This window comes from Streptococcus sp. cx1, from assembly GCF_052384325.1.
In the GTDB taxonomy this organism is placed as follows: Bacteria; Bacillota; Bacilli; order Lactobacillales; family Streptococcaceae; genus Streptococcus; species Streptococcus salivarius_G.
Map to the genome: position 1 here is coordinate 1 of NZ_JBQSUN010000013.1, position 18080 is coordinate 18080.

The 18080-nt window shown below is 38.6% G+C and carries 19 protein-coding genes; all 19 read right to left on the reverse strand.

Annotated features, from left to right (window positions below; translation table 11 throughout):
• Positions 1-299 precede the first annotated feature (299 nt).
• The 19 genes from ACT170_RS10895 to ACT170_RS10985 all read right to left on the reverse strand — a co-directional run bounded on the left by ACT170_RS10895 (position 300) and on the right by ACT170_RS10985 (position 18019).
• On the reverse strand, positions 300-773 hold the full coding sequence (locus ACT170_RS10895; RefSeq protein ID WP_021143465.1) for an ECF transporter S component: 474 nt from the start codon (positions 771-773) through the stop codon (positions 300-302).
• Complete coding sequence (locus ACT170_RS10900) at positions 763-1524, reverse strand: bifunctional hydroxymethylpyrimidine kinase/phosphomethylpyrimidine kinase (RefSeq protein ID WP_021146694.1); 762 nt, start codon at positions 1522-1524, stop codon at positions 763-765. Before ACT170_RS10900 ends, ACT170_RS10895 begins: the two co-directional genes overlap by 11 nt.
• A complete protein-coding gene (gene truA, locus ACT170_RS10905) occupies positions 1517-2263 on the reverse strand; it encodes a tRNA pseudouridine(38-40) synthase TruA (protein ID WP_021143462.1) in 747 nt (248 codons plus the stop codon). Before truA ends, ACT170_RS10900 begins: the two co-directional genes overlap by 8 nt.
• A gap of 105 nt (positions 2264-2368) precedes the next feature.
• Positions 2369-3502, reverse strand: a complete 1134-nt coding sequence (gene dnaJ, locus ACT170_RS10910) for a molecular chaperone DnaJ (protein WP_002886399.1) — start codon at positions 3500-3502, stop codon at positions 2369-2371.
• 371 nt (positions 3503-3873) lie between these two features.
• Positions 3874-5697, reverse strand: a complete 1824-nt coding sequence (gene dnaK / locus ACT170_RS10915) for a molecular chaperone DnaK (protein ID WP_349204674.1) — start codon at positions 5695-5697, stop codon at positions 3874-3876.
• 316 nt (positions 5698-6013) lie between these two features.
• Positions 6014-6538, reverse strand: a complete 525-nt coding sequence (gene grpE / locus ACT170_RS10920; protein ID WP_037598025.1) for a nucleotide exchange factor GrpE — start codon at positions 6536-6538, stop codon at positions 6014-6016.
• Between the two features lie 38 nt (positions 6539-6576).
• On the reverse strand, positions 6577-7611 hold the full coding sequence (gene hrcA / locus ACT170_RS10925; RefSeq protein ID WP_021143460.1) for a heat-inducible transcriptional repressor HrcA: 1035 nt from the start codon (positions 7609-7611) through the stop codon (positions 6577-6579).
• Positions 7612-7804: 193 nt separating this feature from the next.
• Entirely contained in the window at positions 7805-8386 is a 582-nt protein-coding gene (locus ACT170_RS10930; RefSeq protein ID WP_004182173.1) for a glycoside hydrolase family 73 protein, read from the reverse strand.
• Positions 8383-9180, reverse strand: a complete 798-nt coding sequence (locus ACT170_RS10935; protein ID WP_104020588.1) for a M15 family metallopeptidase — start codon at positions 9178-9180, stop codon at positions 8383-8385. The genes ACT170_RS10930 and ACT170_RS10935 overlap by 4 nt, the downstream gene beginning before the upstream one ends.
• Positions 9167-9871 (reverse strand): histidine phosphatase family protein, encoded by a 705-nt coding sequence (locus ACT170_RS10940; RefSeq protein WP_175057366.1) that lies wholly within the window; start codon positions 9869-9871, stop codon positions 9167-9169. The genes ACT170_RS10935 and ACT170_RS10940 overlap by 14 nt, the downstream gene beginning before the upstream one ends.
• A gap of 116 nt (positions 9872-9987) precedes the next feature.
• Positions 9988-11325, reverse strand: a complete 1338-nt coding sequence (locus ACT170_RS10945) for a PFL family protein (protein WP_002886391.1) — start codon at positions 11323-11325, stop codon at positions 9988-9990.
• 17 nt (positions 11326-11342) lie between these two features.
• Positions 11343-11609, reverse strand: a complete 267-nt coding sequence (locus ACT170_RS10950; RefSeq protein WP_003092287.1) for an ACT domain-containing protein — start codon at positions 11607-11609, stop codon at positions 11343-11345.
• A gap of 322 nt (positions 11610-11931) precedes the next feature.
• A complete protein-coding gene (locus tag ACT170_RS10955; protein WP_014633796.1) occupies positions 11932-13149 on the reverse strand; it encodes a CapA family protein in 1218 nt (405 codons plus the stop codon).
• A gap of 164 nt (positions 13150-13313) precedes the next feature.
• Positions 13314-14150: a class B sortase, LPKTxAVK-specific gene (srtB, locus tag ACT170_RS10960; RefSeq protein ID WP_014633795.1), complete on the reverse strand. Its 837-nt coding sequence runs from the start codon at positions 14148-14150 to the stop codon at positions 13314-13316.
• A gap of 86 nt (positions 14151-14236) precedes the next feature.
• Positions 14237-14650, reverse strand: coding sequence for an LPKTxAVK-anchored surface protein (locus ACT170_RS10965; protein ID WP_048790481.1), 414 nt, complete (start codon positions 14648-14650; stop codon positions 14237-14239).
• 692 nt (positions 14651-15342) lie between these two features.
• Positions 15343-15552, reverse strand: a complete 210-nt coding sequence (locus ACT170_RS10970) for a helix-turn-helix transcriptional regulator (protein ID WP_002886384.1) — start codon at positions 15550-15552, stop codon at positions 15343-15345.
• A gap of 3 nt (positions 15553-15555) precedes the next feature.
• Entirely contained in the window at positions 15556-16137 is a 582-nt protein-coding gene (locus ACT170_RS10975) for a hypothetical protein (RefSeq protein WP_048790480.1), read from the reverse strand.
• A gap of 242 nt (positions 16138-16379) precedes the next feature.
• Complete coding sequence (locus ACT170_RS10980; protein ID WP_002890057.1) at positions 16380-17345, reverse strand: IS3 family transposase; 966 nt, start codon at positions 17343-17345, stop codon at positions 16380-16382.
• Positions 17342-18019, reverse strand: a complete 678-nt coding sequence (locus ACT170_RS10985) for a transposase (RefSeq protein ID WP_288586508.1) — start codon at positions 18017-18019, stop codon at positions 17342-17344. Before ACT170_RS10985 ends, ACT170_RS10980 begins: the two co-directional genes overlap by 4 nt.
• Positions 18020-18080: the final 61 nt, after the last annotated feature.

Genomic DNA, 18080 nt, shown 5'->3' on the forward strand with positions numbered 1-18080 from the left:
TCATAACCCTGCACTTGGTTTCTTATTCAGTTCTCAAAGGTCTTTGTCTCTCTTAAGACAACTTCTATATTCTAGCAAATCTAGAATGCCTTGTCAACACTTTTTTTGAAGTTTTTTTCACTTCTCGTGTCTGCTGTCTCTCGCGAAACAGCTTATTTATAATATCATCTCTAGCTTGTCTTGTCAATAACTTTTTTTAAAGTTTTGGAACCTTTTCAAGTTTGTGGCAAGTCAGTTAAGACAACTTTTATATCTTATCACCCAAATCAATACTTGTCAATAGGATTTTAGTAAAGCTATTAATCTTTTTTAGATTGAACCTTTTTGAATCCTTGATACAATACCCATCCAACGACTAGGCCGAGAGCGTTTTGGCAGAAATTAGGAATCACTTCTGCGATTGAAGCTCCTGTTCCATACATAAATACTGAAGCAAGTGCATAGCCACCCACCATCACAATTGTAGCAATCAGAAGGCCTAGGATACGATAGTTACCTTTAAATCCAGCAAAATAACCTTGTGCACCATGGATTAACAAACTAATGAACATCCATTGCGGAGCAGATGATAGCAAATCTATCAAAAATGCAGATAATCCTCCTACAATTGCTCCTTCTTTCTTGCCAAGATAGAAGGATGTGAAGTAGATTCCTGCATCTACCAAAGTTAAAAGCCCTGTTGGAGTCGGAATTTTAGCTACGAATCCAAAGGTCACTGATAAAGCAGTTAAGATAGCTAATAATGTTAGCTCTTTTGTTTTCTTATTTTGCATATTGAACTACTCCAAATTCATTTGATTGTTTAATTGATTCATAAACAAAGGCTTTAGCATTTGCCACAGCTTCAGTTTCTGAACATCCTTTAACTAATTCACTAGCTATACTTGAAGCAAATGTACATCCTGCACCGGTATTATTTTTATCCAGCACAGCTTCTTCAAACAATTTGTAGTCTGTTCCATCATAAAAGACATCTATCGCTTTATTACCATCCAAGCGATTTCCACCTTTGACAACGACAGTCTTAGCACCTAATTCATTGAGATAGCTAGCCGCATGCTTCATGTCATCAATAGTCTTAACCTTTCTATCTATAAGCAGTTCGACTTCAGGTAAGTTCGGAGTGATAACCGTGGTATAAGGGAAAAATTTAACCAATTCATCACGTAGTTGAGAAACTTCAACGTCATGAGTCTCCTTACATACTAAAACGGGATCCAAGACAATTGGAATATCAGAATGTTTTTTAACAAAATCCAACGTTAATTCTGCGATTTCAACGTTAGGCAACAAACCAATTTTTATTGCTGAGAATGGGACATCTTTTAGTGAGTCAAGTTGTTGTTTAAAAACATTAGTATCAACCGGAATGACCTCAAAACCATTCTCAGTCATAGCTGTCAAACAGGTAAGAGCCACAAATCCATGCTGTTTATTAGTGGTAAACGTCGCTAAATCTGCATGAAGTCCGCCACCACTAAAAATATCATTCCCTGAAATCGCTAAAATCAATTCATCACTCATATCTTATCTCCTTCAAATATAATCCATTTCCTGCTGCCGTTGGTCCTGCGAGATTACGATCACGACTTTCCAACACTGTCTTAACTTGTGAAACAGGCATGCGACCATTGCCAATCTTCAACAAGGTACCGACCATATTTCTAACTTGCTTATAGAGAAAACCATTGCCAGAAAAAGTAAAGATATAAAATCCAGTTTTCTCATCGATAGATACACTAGCCTGAGTAATTGTGCGTACTTTATTTTCTACAGAAGTTCCTGAAGCTGTGAAGCCTGTAAAATCATGTGTACCGACCAAATCCTTAGCAGCCTTCTGCATAGGTGCTAAACTTAGAGGGTAGGGATAGTGGGTCGCATAATTACGCATCATGGGGTTCTTAGGTCGCCCTGCATCTACTAGAAACTCATAGGTTTTACTGTGTTTATTGTATCGTGCATGAAATTCTTCTGATACAAGTTCAATACTAACAACATCAATGTCATCTGGACATTGTGTATCTAAACCAAAACGTAACTTCTCTGGATCCCGCTCCTGGGGCAAATCGAAGTGTATAACTTGTCCATAGGCATGAACACCTGCATCTGTACGACCCGCTCCATGAACGGTGACAGGTGTTCCGCTATTTAACCGTAAGAGAGTCTTTTCAAGTTCTTCTTGAATAGAACGTGCATTTGGTTGTCTTTGAAAACCTGAGAAAAGTGTACCATCATAGGAAATTGTCGCTTTGTATCTAACCATAAGATTATCATATCAGATTTTTTCAAGGATAAGAAGTAGGTCGATTAGCAACTGACCCCATACAATTTTCGAAATAAAGAAAAAGACGCCTTCAACGTCCTTCCTTTATAAATCTTCTAAGGCATCCTTTACTTTATTGAAGAAACCTTTTTTCTGTGGTGCGATTTTTTCATCACCACTTGCTTTGGCAAATGCAAGGAGAGCTTCTTTTTGAGCATCGTTTAGCTTCGTAGGAGTTACAATCTTAACTGTAACGTGTTGGTCTCCTTGTGAACCTCCACGAAGACGTGGAGCCCCCTTTCCTTTTAGACGGAAAGTTTTGCCTGTTTGAGTCCCTGCTGGAATGGTCATCTCAACATTTCCGTGAACTGTTGGTACTTCGACAGTATCACCAAGAGCAGCTTGGACAAAGGAAATGTTAAGTGTATAGTAAATTGTTGATCCATCACGAGTAAACTTATCGCTTGGATTAACATTGATGATTACAAAGAGGTCTCCATAAGGACCACCATTGAAACCAGCTTCACCTTGACCTGCAAGACGGATTTGTTGACCTGTTTCAACACCTGCTGGAATCTTGACAGATACTTTGTGGCTTTGTTTTTCATGTCCTGTTCCGTGACAAGTTTGACATGGCTCTTTAATTTCTTGACCTGTTCCATGACAGACATCACAGGTTACTTGACGACGCATCATACCAAGTGGTGTTTGCGTATCGACATTGATAACCCCTTGACCATGACAGCGACCACAAGTTACAGGGCTTGTGCCAGGTTTTGCACCAGATCCCGAACATGTCTTACATGTTGCTTCACGATTGTAGTGAACTTCTTTTTCGGCACCAAAAATCGCCTCTTCGAAGCTTAGGTTGACACGGTACTGAAGATCATCACCTTGACGTGGAGCATTCGGGTTACGAGTAGCACCACCACCAAAGAAGCTAGAGAAGATATCCTCAAAGCCACCAAAGCCTGCACCACCATCGAAGCCACCAAAGCCTCCTTGACCACCAAAACCATTCGCACCATCTGGTCCGTATTGGTCATAGGCTGCACGTTTTTGGTCATCACTTAAAGTTTCGTAGGCCTCTTGAACCTCTTTATATTTTTCTTCCGCACCCGGTTCTTTATTAATGTCTGGGTGGTATTTCTTAGACATCTTACGATAGGCACGTTTAATTTCATCTTGAGAGGCATCCTTAGATACCCCAAGACGATCGTAATATTCGGTATTGTTCATAATTTTAGATACAAAGGGCATCTAATGGAGAAAGCCAAAGTAATAGTTTTGAAGATGAACACCTAGTCCCTTGAAACCAACTATCTTTTTGGCTTAATCCCTAGCCCGTGTTCAACGACGAACACTCTTTGTTCCTTTCTATTTTATATTTGTTACGATACGAAGTAAAACTATATCTTATATTCACTTCACTTATTTTAGCGAAAAACAGAGGCTGGTTTGCAACCTCTGGATTTCTTACTATCATTTACTAATTAGTCAGAACTGAGCACGCCCTAAGCTCTTGGTGAAAAAGAGAAATCTCCCTAGAAACTAAAGTTTTTGCGTTGAATCTCCTATTTTCACTATGAGGTTTTAACGGGCTTTGCATCTTATTTTTCAGTAAACTCTCCGTCTACGACGTCGTCGCCTGAATTATCTGCTGTTTGTGCTGCTTCTGCTCCTGCTTGAGCTTGTTGTGCTGCTGCAGCTTGTTCGTATAGTTTAACTGCAAGAGCTTGAGCTTTTTCGTTAAGAGCTTCCAATTTAGCCTTCATGTCATCAAGATTTCCTGATTCTTGAGCTTTCTTAAGATCATCAAGGGCTGATTGAGCAGCATCCCGTTCTGTATCGAAACCTTTACCTTCTGTTTCTTTGATTGTCTTCTCAGTGGCAAAGATAGCTTGGTCAACTTCGTTACGAAGATCTACTTCTTCTTTACGTTTTGCATCTGCTTCAGCATTTGCTTCAGCATCTTTCATCATCTTTTCAATTTCTTCATCTGTCAAACCAGAGTTAGATTGGATAACAATTGTTTGTTCCTTTTGAGTTCCAAGGTCTTTAGCTTTAACAGATACGATACCGTTCTTATCAATATCGAAAGTAACTTCGATTTGTGGGATACCACGAGGTGCAGCTGGGATATCAGTCAATTGGAAACGTCCAAGAGTCTTGTTATCTGCTGCCATTGGGCGTTCCCCTTGAAGAACGTGGATATCAACGGCTGGTTGGTTGTCTGCTGCAGTTGAGAAGACTTGTGACTTAGATGTTGGAATTGTAGTGTTGCGGTCGATGAGTTTTGTGAACACTCCACCCATTGTTTCGATACCAAGTGACAATGGAGTTACGTCAAGAAGGACAACGTCTTTCACATCACCAGTGATGACACCACCTTGGATAGCAGCACCCATAGCCACAACTTCATCAGGGTTCACTGATTTATTTGGTTCTTTACCAGTTTCAGCTTTAACAGCTTCTACAACGGCAGGGATACGAGTTGAACCACCGACAAGGATAACTTCGTCAATATCTGACAAGCTCAAACCTGCATCTGAAAGGGCTTGACGAACTGGAGTTTTCGTACGTTCTACAAGATCACGAGTCAAATCATCGAATTTCGCACGAGTCAATGTCATTTCCAAGTGAAGAGGTCCAGCTTCACCAGCAGTGATGAATGGCAAGCTGATTTGTGTTGAAGTAACACCAGAAAGGTCTTTCTTAGCTTTTTCAGCTGCGTCTTTCAAACGTTGAAGAGCCATCTTGTCTGTTGACAAGTCGATTCCATTTTCTTTCTTGAATTCTTCAACCATGTGATCGATGATTTTTTGGTCGAAGTCATCACCACCGAGTTTGTTATCCCCTGCAGTTGCCAATACGTCAAAGACACCGTCACCAAGTTCAAGGATAGATACGTCGAATGTACCACCACCAAGGTCGAATACCAAGATTTTTTCTTCTTTATCAGTCTTATCCAAACCGTAAGCAAGGGCTGCTGCTGTTGGTTCGTTGACGATACGTTCTACTTCAAGACCAGCGATTTTACCAGCATCTTTTGTTGCTTGACGTTGCGCATCGTTGAAGTAAGCAGGAACTGTGATAACTGCTTTAGTTACTTTTTCACCAAGGTAATCTTCAGCATAACCTTTCAAATATTGAAGAATCATAGCTGAAATCTCTTGCGGTGTGTATTCTTTACCGTTTGCAGAAACTTTTTCAGAAGTACCCATCTTAGATTTGATAGAGATGATTGTATCTGGGTTTGTTACTGCTTGACGTTTTGCAGCGTCACCAACGATGATTTCACCATTTTTGAATGACACAACAGATGGAGTTGTGCGGTTACCTTCTGGGTTTGCGATAATTTTTGATTCAGTTCCTTCAAGAACTGCTACTGCTGAGTTTGTTGTACCTAAGTCAATACCAATGATTTTAGACATATGTTTTTCCCCTTTTTACTTAATTTCTATTTTGCTTTTTTATCTTTCATTCATAGTTTTCTGTCATTTCGGACAAGTTTTCAATTATGTTACGACACAAGAAGTCGAAATCGATTTTATTTTGACGACGAGTTAGTTAGGAGGCTAGGCAAGCGCCATAGCGATTGCCGTTTTCTGACGAGTTGCTTCAGCAACCGTCAGAATTGCCTAGTTGAACACGCCCTAAGCTCTGGGTAAAAAAGATAGATTTCCTTGTGTTCATCGAACACTTCGTCAATCTCCTATTTTTACTGTGAGCTTTTACGGACTTTGTATCCTAGTTGTATACAACTACCATAGCTGGGCGTAAGACGCGTTCGTGGAGTTTATACCCTTTTTGGAAAACTTGTGCAATCGTATCTGCTGGATGTTCATCATCTGCAGGCATTGTTTGAATAGCCATGTGGAAGTTATGATCGAAATCACCATCTGCTGGAATTTCTTCAATCCCTTCCTCTTTAAGAGCATGCACTAAACTTTCTTGCACCATTTCCAAACCTTTTTTGACATCATCAGTCAAGCCCTCAACGGCAAGAGCACGTTCAAGGTTATCAAGTGATGGCAAAATTGCTTTTGCCAAATCTTGGCTACGATACTTTTGTAATTGTTGACGTTCTTCATTAGAACGGCGCTGAATGTTTTGCATTTCTGCATGGGCACGAAGGTATTTGTTTTCAAATTCTTCGGCACGCGCTTGGGCTTCTTCAAGTTCAGAAGGTTCGCTTACTTCCTCTACAACTTCTTCAGTTGTCTCCGTAGCTTCCTCTTCTTTCACTTCTTCTTTTTTAATATCTTCAGTCAAGGCATACACCTCTTTCTATACTTTTTAAATGTTATATCTTAGCTAACTTCATAATGGTTACTATTGAGGTAACGGTAATAATCCGTCAACTTCATAACCAAAACTCTACTAATAACATTGACCAAACTAACCATGCGACGATAATCCATTTCAACTGGGCCAATCACATGCATGAGCGCCATCCCACGATAAGGAATCAGGAATTTATGACTCATAACTGTGACATTTTCAAGCGCTTCTTCAGTTGATTCTGCAACCGAAATCTTGGTCACTTCATCATCGGAGATAGCTGATCGAAGCTCAAGTGCCACATGTTGTGGATTGTCCAAAAATTGATAAGTTTTTAAGTCGGCATAAGTCAGTGATGCAACCTTACCTTCGATGAAAATCAATTCCTTAAAAAGTTGTGAAAAGATATAATCAAACAAATCTAGAACATTATCTGTTATCTTGAAATACTTCTGCACAATCTGAGGAATCTCAGTTCTCAATCGGTAATGGATCTCTAAGACAGTGTTTCCTAAAAAACGTTCTTGAACAAGCTTATGAAGAATTTCCAAATCACTAGACAAGAAATTTTTTGGAATAGCAAATTGAACTGTCACAGGCTTAGATTCATCTAGAGTAAGAACCGCTAAAGCGTCGTGATTGGATAGATGAACAATGTCAAATCCAGTCAGACGTTGTCGTGTCGGTTCCACATCTTGAATCACTGCTGTACATCCTGTCATTTCTGCCAGCAGCTTCGCCGCTGCATCCAAGATATCTTCAAGTTTAAAGGCTTCAAAATCAAAGGCCTTGACCACTTGATAAACATCTTGTTCATCAATCGTATCAAGATTCAAAGAATTAGCGACGAAATACTGGAAACCTGCTCGGCTTGGCATACGCCCACTAGAAGTATGAGCTTTTTCAAGATAGCCCATTTTTTCAAGCTTGGCCATGTCATTACGAATGGTCGCTGAACTCGAATCAATTGATTCTTGTAATGCTTTAGAACCAACCGGTTCATGTGTACGAGTGAACATCTCAACTATCAAATTCAAAATAGTGTTTTGCCTTTGCGTAATCACGATGTCACCTCATTTCTATTCATTAGCACTCTAATACATCGACTGCTAACTTATGATTCTATTATACACCTAAACTTGAACATGTCAACCCAAAAAACCAAAAAAATTAGCACTCTTTTTGCGAGAGTGCTAAAAATACATCTTAAGACCTAGAAAAGCAAAAAAAGAGCACCTCAGAGGTACTCTAATCTTATCAATCATATTTTGACAAATGATAGGTCTCAATAATAGATATGAGGTGTTTGGCATAATCTGGATCACTGCTAAAACCCGCAGCTTGTAGTTTTTCTGCCGCAACTTTATAACTAGTCGTTCCTGCCACCTCTTTATAGGTCGACTCGCCCCATGTTCCTTGGCGAAGTTCTTCTAAATAAGTCATCATAGAACTTGACCAATCCTTAAAAACTGCAAAATCCACCTTTTGGTATTGCCATTTACCTTTACTGTAGATACTATCCTTTAAACGAATACGTTCTTGACCTGGCTGAGCAGGGAGACTGTAGATGTTATGGTATTTAACAGATAAAAGACTGCTACCATAATTTGACTCATATGCAGCTTGACTAAGGAGAATAGACGCAGGTACACCATAGTTTTTAGACATCTTTTGAGCTGTTGGAGCTAAGGTCTCAATAAATTCTTGCTGTGTGTAAGCAACCTTTACCGCACGCGCATTATCATCTGTAGAGGCATGAAGAATCAAAGGTAAGAGAATACCTAAAGCAAAAACAACAACTAAGGTAATGAAGGCTTTTAGTTTAAAACGTCGTCTCACTTAGCTTTCTCCTTTAATAATGCCAAATATTCCTCCAAAGTAAGATTATGTTCAGTCATATACTCTGCTGACTCTTTACCAACATAGCGGAAATGCCAATCCTCGTAGCCTACACCCGTTGACGATGTTTTACCATCTGGAAAACGAAGAACAAAGCCATATTTCGGCGCCAACTCTTTGACTTTAGCTACTGTATCTGGATCTGCTTCATTTAAGCTATCTACAGTACTCATATCAATCGCAAGACCTGTTTGGTGTTCACTCGCTCCTGGTGGTTGTGAATAGGTTTGAACCTTTTTCTCCGCCTGAGACTCCGTCAAACTTGGGTCAGCAGCCATTTCCTGCTGAACATAACTGTTATAAAGTTCTGTCTGATAAGCAACACTACGATAACCTGATATCAAGTGATAACTTGGATCAATTTCTTGAGCAGCCGCTAAAAACTCCTTAACGTTCTTAGCAATTCTTGCATCTACAGAAACACCATCAACGTCAGCAATCTCAGGGTTAAGTTCTTTAGACTTATTATCTCGATTTACCAAAAGCAATTGCCAGTCTTTAGGCGATACATCAGGTAGTCCCTTTGTATCCTTGCTTTGAGTCGCATCGGTAGCTTGTTTACTACTTTTTGTTACTGACGATCCATTGGTTTGTTGGACTGTACGGCTGACACCAAATACTGAATAAAGTCCTGCTGCAACTAAAAGAACTGCAATCAAGACACTGCTGATAACCAAAAACCAGTTGGTTTGCTTTTTCGCCTGACGGCGACTTGGATAGTTATTTTTTACCATTTTCTTTTTCTATTATCTCTCGCCCAACCTGACGATAGGTCATATCGCCAAGCGCTTCTAATGTAAATTTACCATTTTCATAAGCAACAACAGTGACCGAACCGTTGTCCAATGAAGGATGCTCGACAGAAGGATCAATTAACCAAGCAAAGGTTGCAATGGTCATACCGTGACTAACGACAATAGCATTACCGCCACCAGACTTCTCAAGATTTTCTGCAATAGCTGTGAACCCCTCTAAAATACGTTTTCTGAGCACTTCCCAAGGCTCTGCCCAACCAGCCGTATCCACATCAAGGATACCTTGTGCAAGCTCAGGATAAGTTACCTCATGCAAATCCTTACCTTGAAAAGCATCTGTTCTCGGTAGCACACCGTAGAAAAGTTCACCGTCATAGCCACCATCTAAACTACCAAAACACCACTCACGAATACGTTTGTCACGTTTATAAGGAATAGTTTCTAAACCCGTCTCACGTAAAATGATATCCATAGTTTGAATCGTTCGACCTGAATCACTAGAATATGCAGCCTTGAAAGGGATACCTGCTGCTTTCAGACCTACCCCCAATTCACGAATACCTTCTTCACCGAACGGGGTCAAAGGGCTATCAGACCAACCTTGTGCACGACCAATGGTGTTAAACATCGTTTTGCCGTGTCTCGCAATATACAACTTAACCTTACTCATAGCACCCCTTCTTTCCGTCATTTTTTGAATTCATTATAGCACAAATCCCCTCGACTATCTAGCCAACGAGACCATCAGAAAATGCCTTACCAATTGGCAAAGCATTTATCATCCGCTTAGTTTTTAAAGCTGTGAACAGGAGCTGGGATTTGACCACCACGCGCAATGAAATCAGCCGATGAAGCCTTGTTTACTTTCATTACTGGTGCATAACCAAGAAGACCTCCAAGTTCCAACATGTCACCTTCCTTACCATAAGGAATGATACGAACAGCTGTTGTTTTCTGGTTAATGACACCGATAGCTGCTTCGTCAGCAATCATGGCCGCGATTGTTGTATCTGGCGTATCAGCAGGAATAGCAATCATGTCTAGACCAACAGAACAGATAGCTGTCATGGCTTCCAATTTTTCAAGGTTGATATGACCAGATTGAACCGCAGCAATCATACCTTCATCTTCAGAAACTGGAATAAAGGCACCTGACAAACCACCAACTTGGTTACATGCCATAATACCACCTTTTTTAACTTGGTCGTTAAGAAGGGCTAGAGCTGCAGTAGTACCATGCGTACCAACAACTTCAAGACCCATCGCTTCAAGTACACGGGCTACTGAATCACCAACTGCTGGTGTTGGCGCAAGAGACAAATCTACAATACCAAACTCGACACCAAGACGTTCGCTGGCCATTTGACCAACTAACTGACCAACACGTGTGATTTTGAAGGCGGTCTTCTTAACTGTTTCAGCTAGAACATCGAAACTTTCGCCTGGAACTTTCTCAACTGCACGTTGCACAACACCAGGACCTGAAACCCCAACATTGATTACAACATCAGCCTCACCAACACCATGGAAGGCACCCGCCATAAATGGATTATCTTCAACCGCATTAGCAAAGACCACCAATTTACCTGGGCCCATTGGATCTGCCTCAGAAGCCTCTTTGATGATACGTCCCATGTCACGTACTGCTGTCATGTTAATACCAGTCTTTGTTGAACCAATGTTGACAGATGAGCAGACAAAATCAGTCTCTGCAAGCGCACGTGGAATAGAATTAATAAGAATCTCATCACCTTTTTGATAGCCCTTTTGAACGAGTGCAGAGAAACCACCAATAAAGTTAACGCCGATTTCCTTAGCTGCTCGGTCTAATGCCTTCGCAAAAGGTACATAGTCTGTTGCATCTGTTGCCGCACCGATGATTGAGATCGGAGTAACAGACACACGTTTATTAACAATCGGAATACCAAGTTCAGCTGCAATTTCGTCACCAACAGCTACCAAATTCTTAGCCTTAGATACAATCTTGTTATAGACTTTTTCCGCCGCCTTATCGATATCTGAATCGATACAGTCTAGGAGTGAAATCCCCATGGTAATGGTACGAACATCAAAGTTCTGCTCCTCAATCATGGCAATGGTTTCTGTGACCTGTTTAATATCCATTTTAAGCTACTCCTATCTTACAAGTTGTGCATAGCATCAAAAATTGCTGAACTTTGGATGTTGATTTTAACGTTCAATGACTCACCAAAGGCTTCCAATTCAGCACGTAGGTGTGTAAAATCTTGTTTGTCTTCCGATGATACAACCGCCATCATGGTAAAGAATTCATCAAGAACTGTTTGAGAAATATCATCAATATTCAAGCCAAGTTCTGCCACCTTAGTCGCAACACCCGCAACAATACCTGCTTTGTCCTTACCTACAACTGTAATAATCGCTTTCATGAGAAGCCTCCATCATTTTATTTTGTATAATTTTAGCATATTTTGATTAAAAATGCTATTTTTTATGAAATTTGCATATTTTTTCTTGAAAAAGACGAATGTTTCCGAGGAATTTAACTAATATCGTTTATGAAAATATCCTCTCTTTGCCCCAACTACTTGTGGATAAACTTGTTCACAACCTAAATAATATCTTTCTTATAAAACCTTGAAAAATCAAGATTCAACACTATCAACAGACTTTTCCACACCTGTGGATAAGTCTGTGGGTAACTTGTCGATAAACAAAAAAATATCGCCAAATTCAGGCGATATCTTAGCTTTATTTCCATTTTAAATTAACATGGGCATTCATTTCTTTATAAGCAGTATCTATACGCTCTTTGGTTTCTTCATCCAGTTTATTTCTATATTTACCACCTTTAATGAAATCCTCTAAAATATAAGTTTGGTAAGTATACAAAGGGTATCCCTCTGGCGAACTTGTTCCTTTAGGCGTACGGTTAACCCAAGTCGGATGTGCTTGAGCCGTCTTAATCGTGGTTTGACCATTCTTTTTCTCAAGGGTGACATCCATTAAGACACCTCTCTCTGTCCACTCTGCACTATCCACACCATCCATAGTCTCTATGCGCTGGTTAGAAATGAAATTCCCCATTGAGTAAATAATAAGTTTTTGCTGTCCATCCTTTTTAACCACCTCAGAAGGTTCTACCACATGAGGATGACCTCCAAAGATAATATCGGCACCCCAATCAATCATCTTATGATAAAGTTTAACCTGTTCATCTGTCGGTTCCAAACGATATTCAACACCCATCTGAGGCATGATAACCGTGATATCCGCTTCTTTTTCGGCACGCTGAATCTCGGCTTTCATACGTTTTTCATCCAAATTCGATAAGTGGTCTGCAACCTCTTTATCCGTCAAGTTCGACTCTAGGCCATTGTAACCATAAGCATAGGAAAGTATTGCAACTTTGATACCATTAACATTCTTGATAAGAAGTGGTGCCTTGTCTCGCACCGGCTTTTCGTAAACGCCAATAGGATCAATTCCCACTTTTTTAAAAGCATCAGCCGTTGTAAAAGCACCCTCTAAACCAGAATCCAAGATATGATTATGGGCCAAATCCATAACATCATAACCAGCATCCTTAATAGCTGCTGTCACTGATTGAGGAGCATTAAACAGAGGATAGCCTGACAAAGGATAATCAGGATTAATCGTTCCCTCGAAATCACCCAAAACCAAATCAGCCTGCTTTAACCACGGCTTCACATAAGTAAAATTCTCCGTGAAATCATAGCTGCCATCTGCCTGCAGGGCACTCATATAGAGACCGTCATGATAGAGCAAGTCCCCATTAGCCATGATACGTGCTGTCTGTACCTGGTTCGAGGCATTCTTTTGCTGTTCGTTCTTACTATGAACAATTAAAATCTCAAGAAAAAGCAAACCTAAGACGAGAGCAATCAACCCCATCAAAATCTTATTAGTCATCGCATTGTCACGCTTTTTAGCCTGGCTCTGTTTCATAATACTCTCCTTTTTCATACTTCTAGTGTACCAAAAAAACTTATCCATTGATGATAAAAAAGATTAATAAACGGTTACATCTCAATTCCACGACGGTTGAAAACATCAGTTTTCTTAGACAAGATAAAAACTCTACTTCATATGAAGTAGAGTTTTGTTAATGATTAACGTGTTGGTGTGTATTCCAAATCTTTACCGTGTTTAGCTACAAAATCAGACATTTCAGAGTCTGGAATTTGACGCAAGTAGAGATTAGCACGAATCGTTTCATCTTCCTCACGACAAGTAGAAAGAACGAGGTATTTATCTGAAGCACTAACCTTCAAATCCTTGTTTTTAACACTTGCTTGATCATAAATGATATCCAACTGTTGTTTAAAGTCTTTATCGCTTTCAAATGATGTACGATAGAAAGCTGTGTCTTCAGGCACAATTACCATAGCAAGCGCTTCATAATAATACTTACGTTGAGGCGTCTCAATAACAACATATTTGTGTTTATCAAAGAACGACTGATCACTATAGTAGTTAACATCGTTGAACATACGACTATCAGCAACCTTACTTCCTCGAGCATGACCGAAGAGCCAAGTCAAACGATCGCTAAAATCTTTCTTATTATCTGTATCCATGAAGACAGTTCCCAAATATGGAACGTTTCCTCCATCAAATGTTTTATCTAAGTAGGTTGAATTGTCCGTTGTTTGAACAACTGGCTCATCCAATTTAGTCCCTGGTGCATAGACATAAGCGATAGTATCAGGGTTTGTCGCCTCAAGACCATCAAATTTATTTTTGAGGTAGGCTTTCTCCTCATCTGAAACTTTATAAGTGTTTGCTTTTTTAGTCGTTAAAACACTCTTAACACCATTAGAGGATGATGCTGTCGGAGACATAAACTGGAAGCCAAGGAAGATAGCCAAAGCAGCAATGACTAAGGCCGAAATCCCAGCAATCAGTTTTTTGCGAGATCCAGTAGATTTACGATTATGATTACTCATGAAATGTCAAATCCTTTTCTTTATCCATAGAAAAATATCACCGAAGCTCTAGCCCCAGTGATATTCTTTTTTGCAATAGCAGTTAATTATTTAACAGCTGCTGTGTTTGGAAGAGCTTTAGCTTCAGCTTTAGCTGCTGGAGCTTTCTTTTCTGCAGCTTTAACAGCTTTAGCTTCTTCTTTAGCGTCTTTGTTAGCGTTAGCTTTATCAGTAACTACAAACTCATCTTTGATGATGTTTCCGTTAGCATCACGTTTTGGTTCGATGTGTTCACCAGCATCTTCAAATTTTTGTTTAGTTGAATCTGCATCAACGTTGTTAAGACCGTCTTTAGCAGCTTGAGTAAGACCACCTTCGTTGTTTGTGAAGAAGTCGCTACCTGTTGCTTCAGTTTTGTTATCAAGGTTTCCAGTGTGAACGTTACCGTCGTTAGCGAAAACTGCTGCTGATGAAGCGAATACTGCAAGAACTGCAGCTGATGTAAGCAATACTTTTTTCATAATTGTTTCTCCTCTAATGGATTATTATATATTTAGTATCAGGACCTCCCTGACATTTATAGATTATAACACTATTTAGAGATATGTCAACAATTTTTAAAAACTTTTTTAAATTTTTAATATATCCTACAATTCGTGAAAACAATGGGGTTTTAGTGCATACTAACAAATAGTAATGATTAACCATTTTTAATTTTAGTGTTATTTTGAGCAATTTGTTATATCTTACCCTAAGTTTAAAATACAAAAGATCATCTATATATAAAAGCATAATTTGTAAAATATACACCCTTAATTATGAAAACTTTTGTTTCAAACATTCAAATGATTTTTATCAGACATAAAGATCCGCTTGATTTCAACAAGTTTGAAGTGTAGAACAATATCATCTTTCAAATAAATATATTCAATCACTTTTTAAATTTTTGTATGATAACTACATAATATACAAATTCCAAAATACGATATATATTAAACTAAAATTAGATAACCTAAATGAAATCAAGCAAAGAATCCGTTTTCATCGGTTAAAATTCTTGAAAAATAAACTCTTATCTTATTTTCGAGAGCTTTATAACTAATTTTTTTAAGAAAAGTCCCTTGAAAATCATTACGTTATTACTAGCCCTGCGCCACCTGAATAACAAGTCTCTAGAGCTTGTATACGAATCAATTGAATTGTTTTACTTCTCTTATTTCAGACGAAATAGTTCTTCCACTTGTTTATTAAAGACTTGCGCTATTTTTAAAGCCATTTCCAACGAAGGGTTGTAGCGGTTATTTTCCAAGTGAACAATCGTTTCTCTCCGTATTCCTACTTGATCTGCTAAATCTTGTTGAGTCATACCATAAGCTTCCCTCACTTCTTTCAAGTTAGTCTTTATTTTACTTTCTTTCGCCATATTTCATCCCCTTTTTTCAGTGATAAAGTAAGTAATGGCAAATAATAAGAGTAAAAAAGCCACCAAAATATAAAGAAATCCAGCATTCAAAACGAAAACTTTACAAACAGCTATCAATGTTGCAATTCCCAATAATATAAAGATTGCTATTGTAAACAAAATGGAAGAGGACTTTGCAATATTTCTATAAAATCGTTCATCGGGTTCTTCATTAATTCTCTTGAATAAGAAGTAAAACATTAATAACAATTGAACACTTAATCCAATTCCTAACATTATATTCTTAATCAAAGAACCAGGAGTTAGAAGCCAAACTCCAATAGTATAGATTGATGACGAGAGAAATACAAGCACTGTATATAATTTTGCAGTAATCCCAAACATGTTTTTTTCTTTCTTTTGATAGGTTGATTTTGAGAGGACCGATACCATCGTACACACCAAATACGAAGGAAGCCAAGCCGTCGTCATAATAGCACCTTTCGCTAGAATCGGTAGGTGATTCCCCAGCAATAATACTAAACATACAACAATAAGCACGCTAGCGATATAAAGAATTATCTTTAAGTTCTTCGACATTTTCATCTTTGCCACCTCTTTTTAAAATGTTATAAATATATCACACCTTGTATGTTATAAATATATCACATTGTTGTGAAATTTTCAAGATGAAGACAAATTTCAAGTGAGATTTAGAACTTTTTTCAGAAATCCATACAAAAAAGCACCCATAGTGATATGCCCCCTGTCAAGTAGACAGGTTAAATATCTAAAAAAGTGTCTGTTTTTGAAGGTCAGTCTTACATAATAAATGTACGGCTGTTTTTTTATGCAGACCACTTAGACTTGTACTTTTCAATTTTGTTATTCTTAGCGATTGGGTATGACAAAGGATGTTCTGATGATAAGGCAGCGTTTCTTACTGCCAAAGGCGTTTTACAGTCATACCTACTTTGTGGACGCTCTTGACAGTAAAATCGGATATAGTCTTTGATGGCATATCGGAGGGAGGCCTCATCTGAAATCTCATACATCTGATACATTTCCGATTTTATAATTCCCCAAAAACCTTCTATTGGTCCGTTATCAATACAATGGCCCACTCTTGACATGGATTGAATCATATCAGTATCTTTCAGCTTTTTTTGAAAGTTCTTATTGGTATATTGAAACCCTCTATCGCTGTGAAATATAGGCTTCGCTGCGGGATTTTTTTCAATGGCTTTGTCAAATGTTTTGAAGACCAGCCGATTGTCATTTCGACCACTTATGACAAAAGCAATAGGATAGCGGTCATATAAATCAAGTATGACACTAAGATAGAGTTTCTTATGAGAGTTAGGAATCTTAAACTCTGTAACATCTGTTACCCATTTTTTGTTCGGAGCAGTTGTATAGAAGTTTCTTGCCAACTTATTTTCTGCAGTTTCTTTAGGCTTGGCAGTCTTGTATTTTTTCCTTTTCTTACGGATAAAAGCGTGGATATCGAGTACTTTCATAATTCGGTGAATTCTCTTTCTTGAGTAATTCGTATGATTGAAATGATTGATCCAATCGGTCATTCTTCGGTATCCCAAGATGTGTGAAAAACGTTCGTCATATTCTTTAATTAATTCCGCAATTTCGCTGTTTAATTGTTCTTGTTCTGGAACTATTCTATGTTTCCATTTATAAAATGCAGACCTCGTAATGCCGAGCTGATGACACATCCAGCTAATGCTCCACCCTTTGTTGGTGTTGAAGTCTTCGATCGCTAAGTATTTTGATTCGTGGCGCTGTTTGCCTAGCCTCACATCCTTCCGAATTCTTTCACTTTTTTTAAGAGTTCAACAGTCATATCCTTTTCTTCTAACTGACGTTTTAAGCGCACATTTTCTCTTCGTAAACGTTCTAATTCATCAACCTCATCATCTAGTTTGTGATGACCCCTTTTGTCAACTAAACCTTCTTCACCATCACTATCATACTTTTTCACCCACGAATACACTTGGCTATAAGAAACATCATAAAGTGATGCCGTTTCCTTATAATTGCGATTATGTTCAATACAATAGTTGACAATCTCTTTGCGTTCATCAATAGTGGTTTTACGTCTTGCTTTTGCCATATAGACCTCCCGTTTTGGATTGTAATCCTTAAGTTCTATATTGGCATTATACATCCTAATCCACTTTCTTAAAAGTCCTGAAGAAATATCATACTGATGACCTAAATCAATAGATGAAGCCTCACCACTAATACATTTTTCTACAAGTTCCATTTTAAATTCTTTTGAATAGGAACGGTTTTTTGTTTTCTTTGTGAATCCTAAAATCCCATATTTTTTATAGATGGCAGCCCAATCTTGAATCGTCCTTGTGGAAATATGGAGACAGTTACATATCTCAGATCTGGAACGATTACAATTAATATAATCGAGACAAGCTTGTTCTTTCTCGTATGGGGTGAACCTTTCTCTTCTAGACATAAAAATACCTCTTAAGTAGATTTTAGGTATTTACCTTGTCTACTTAAGAGGTATCATATCA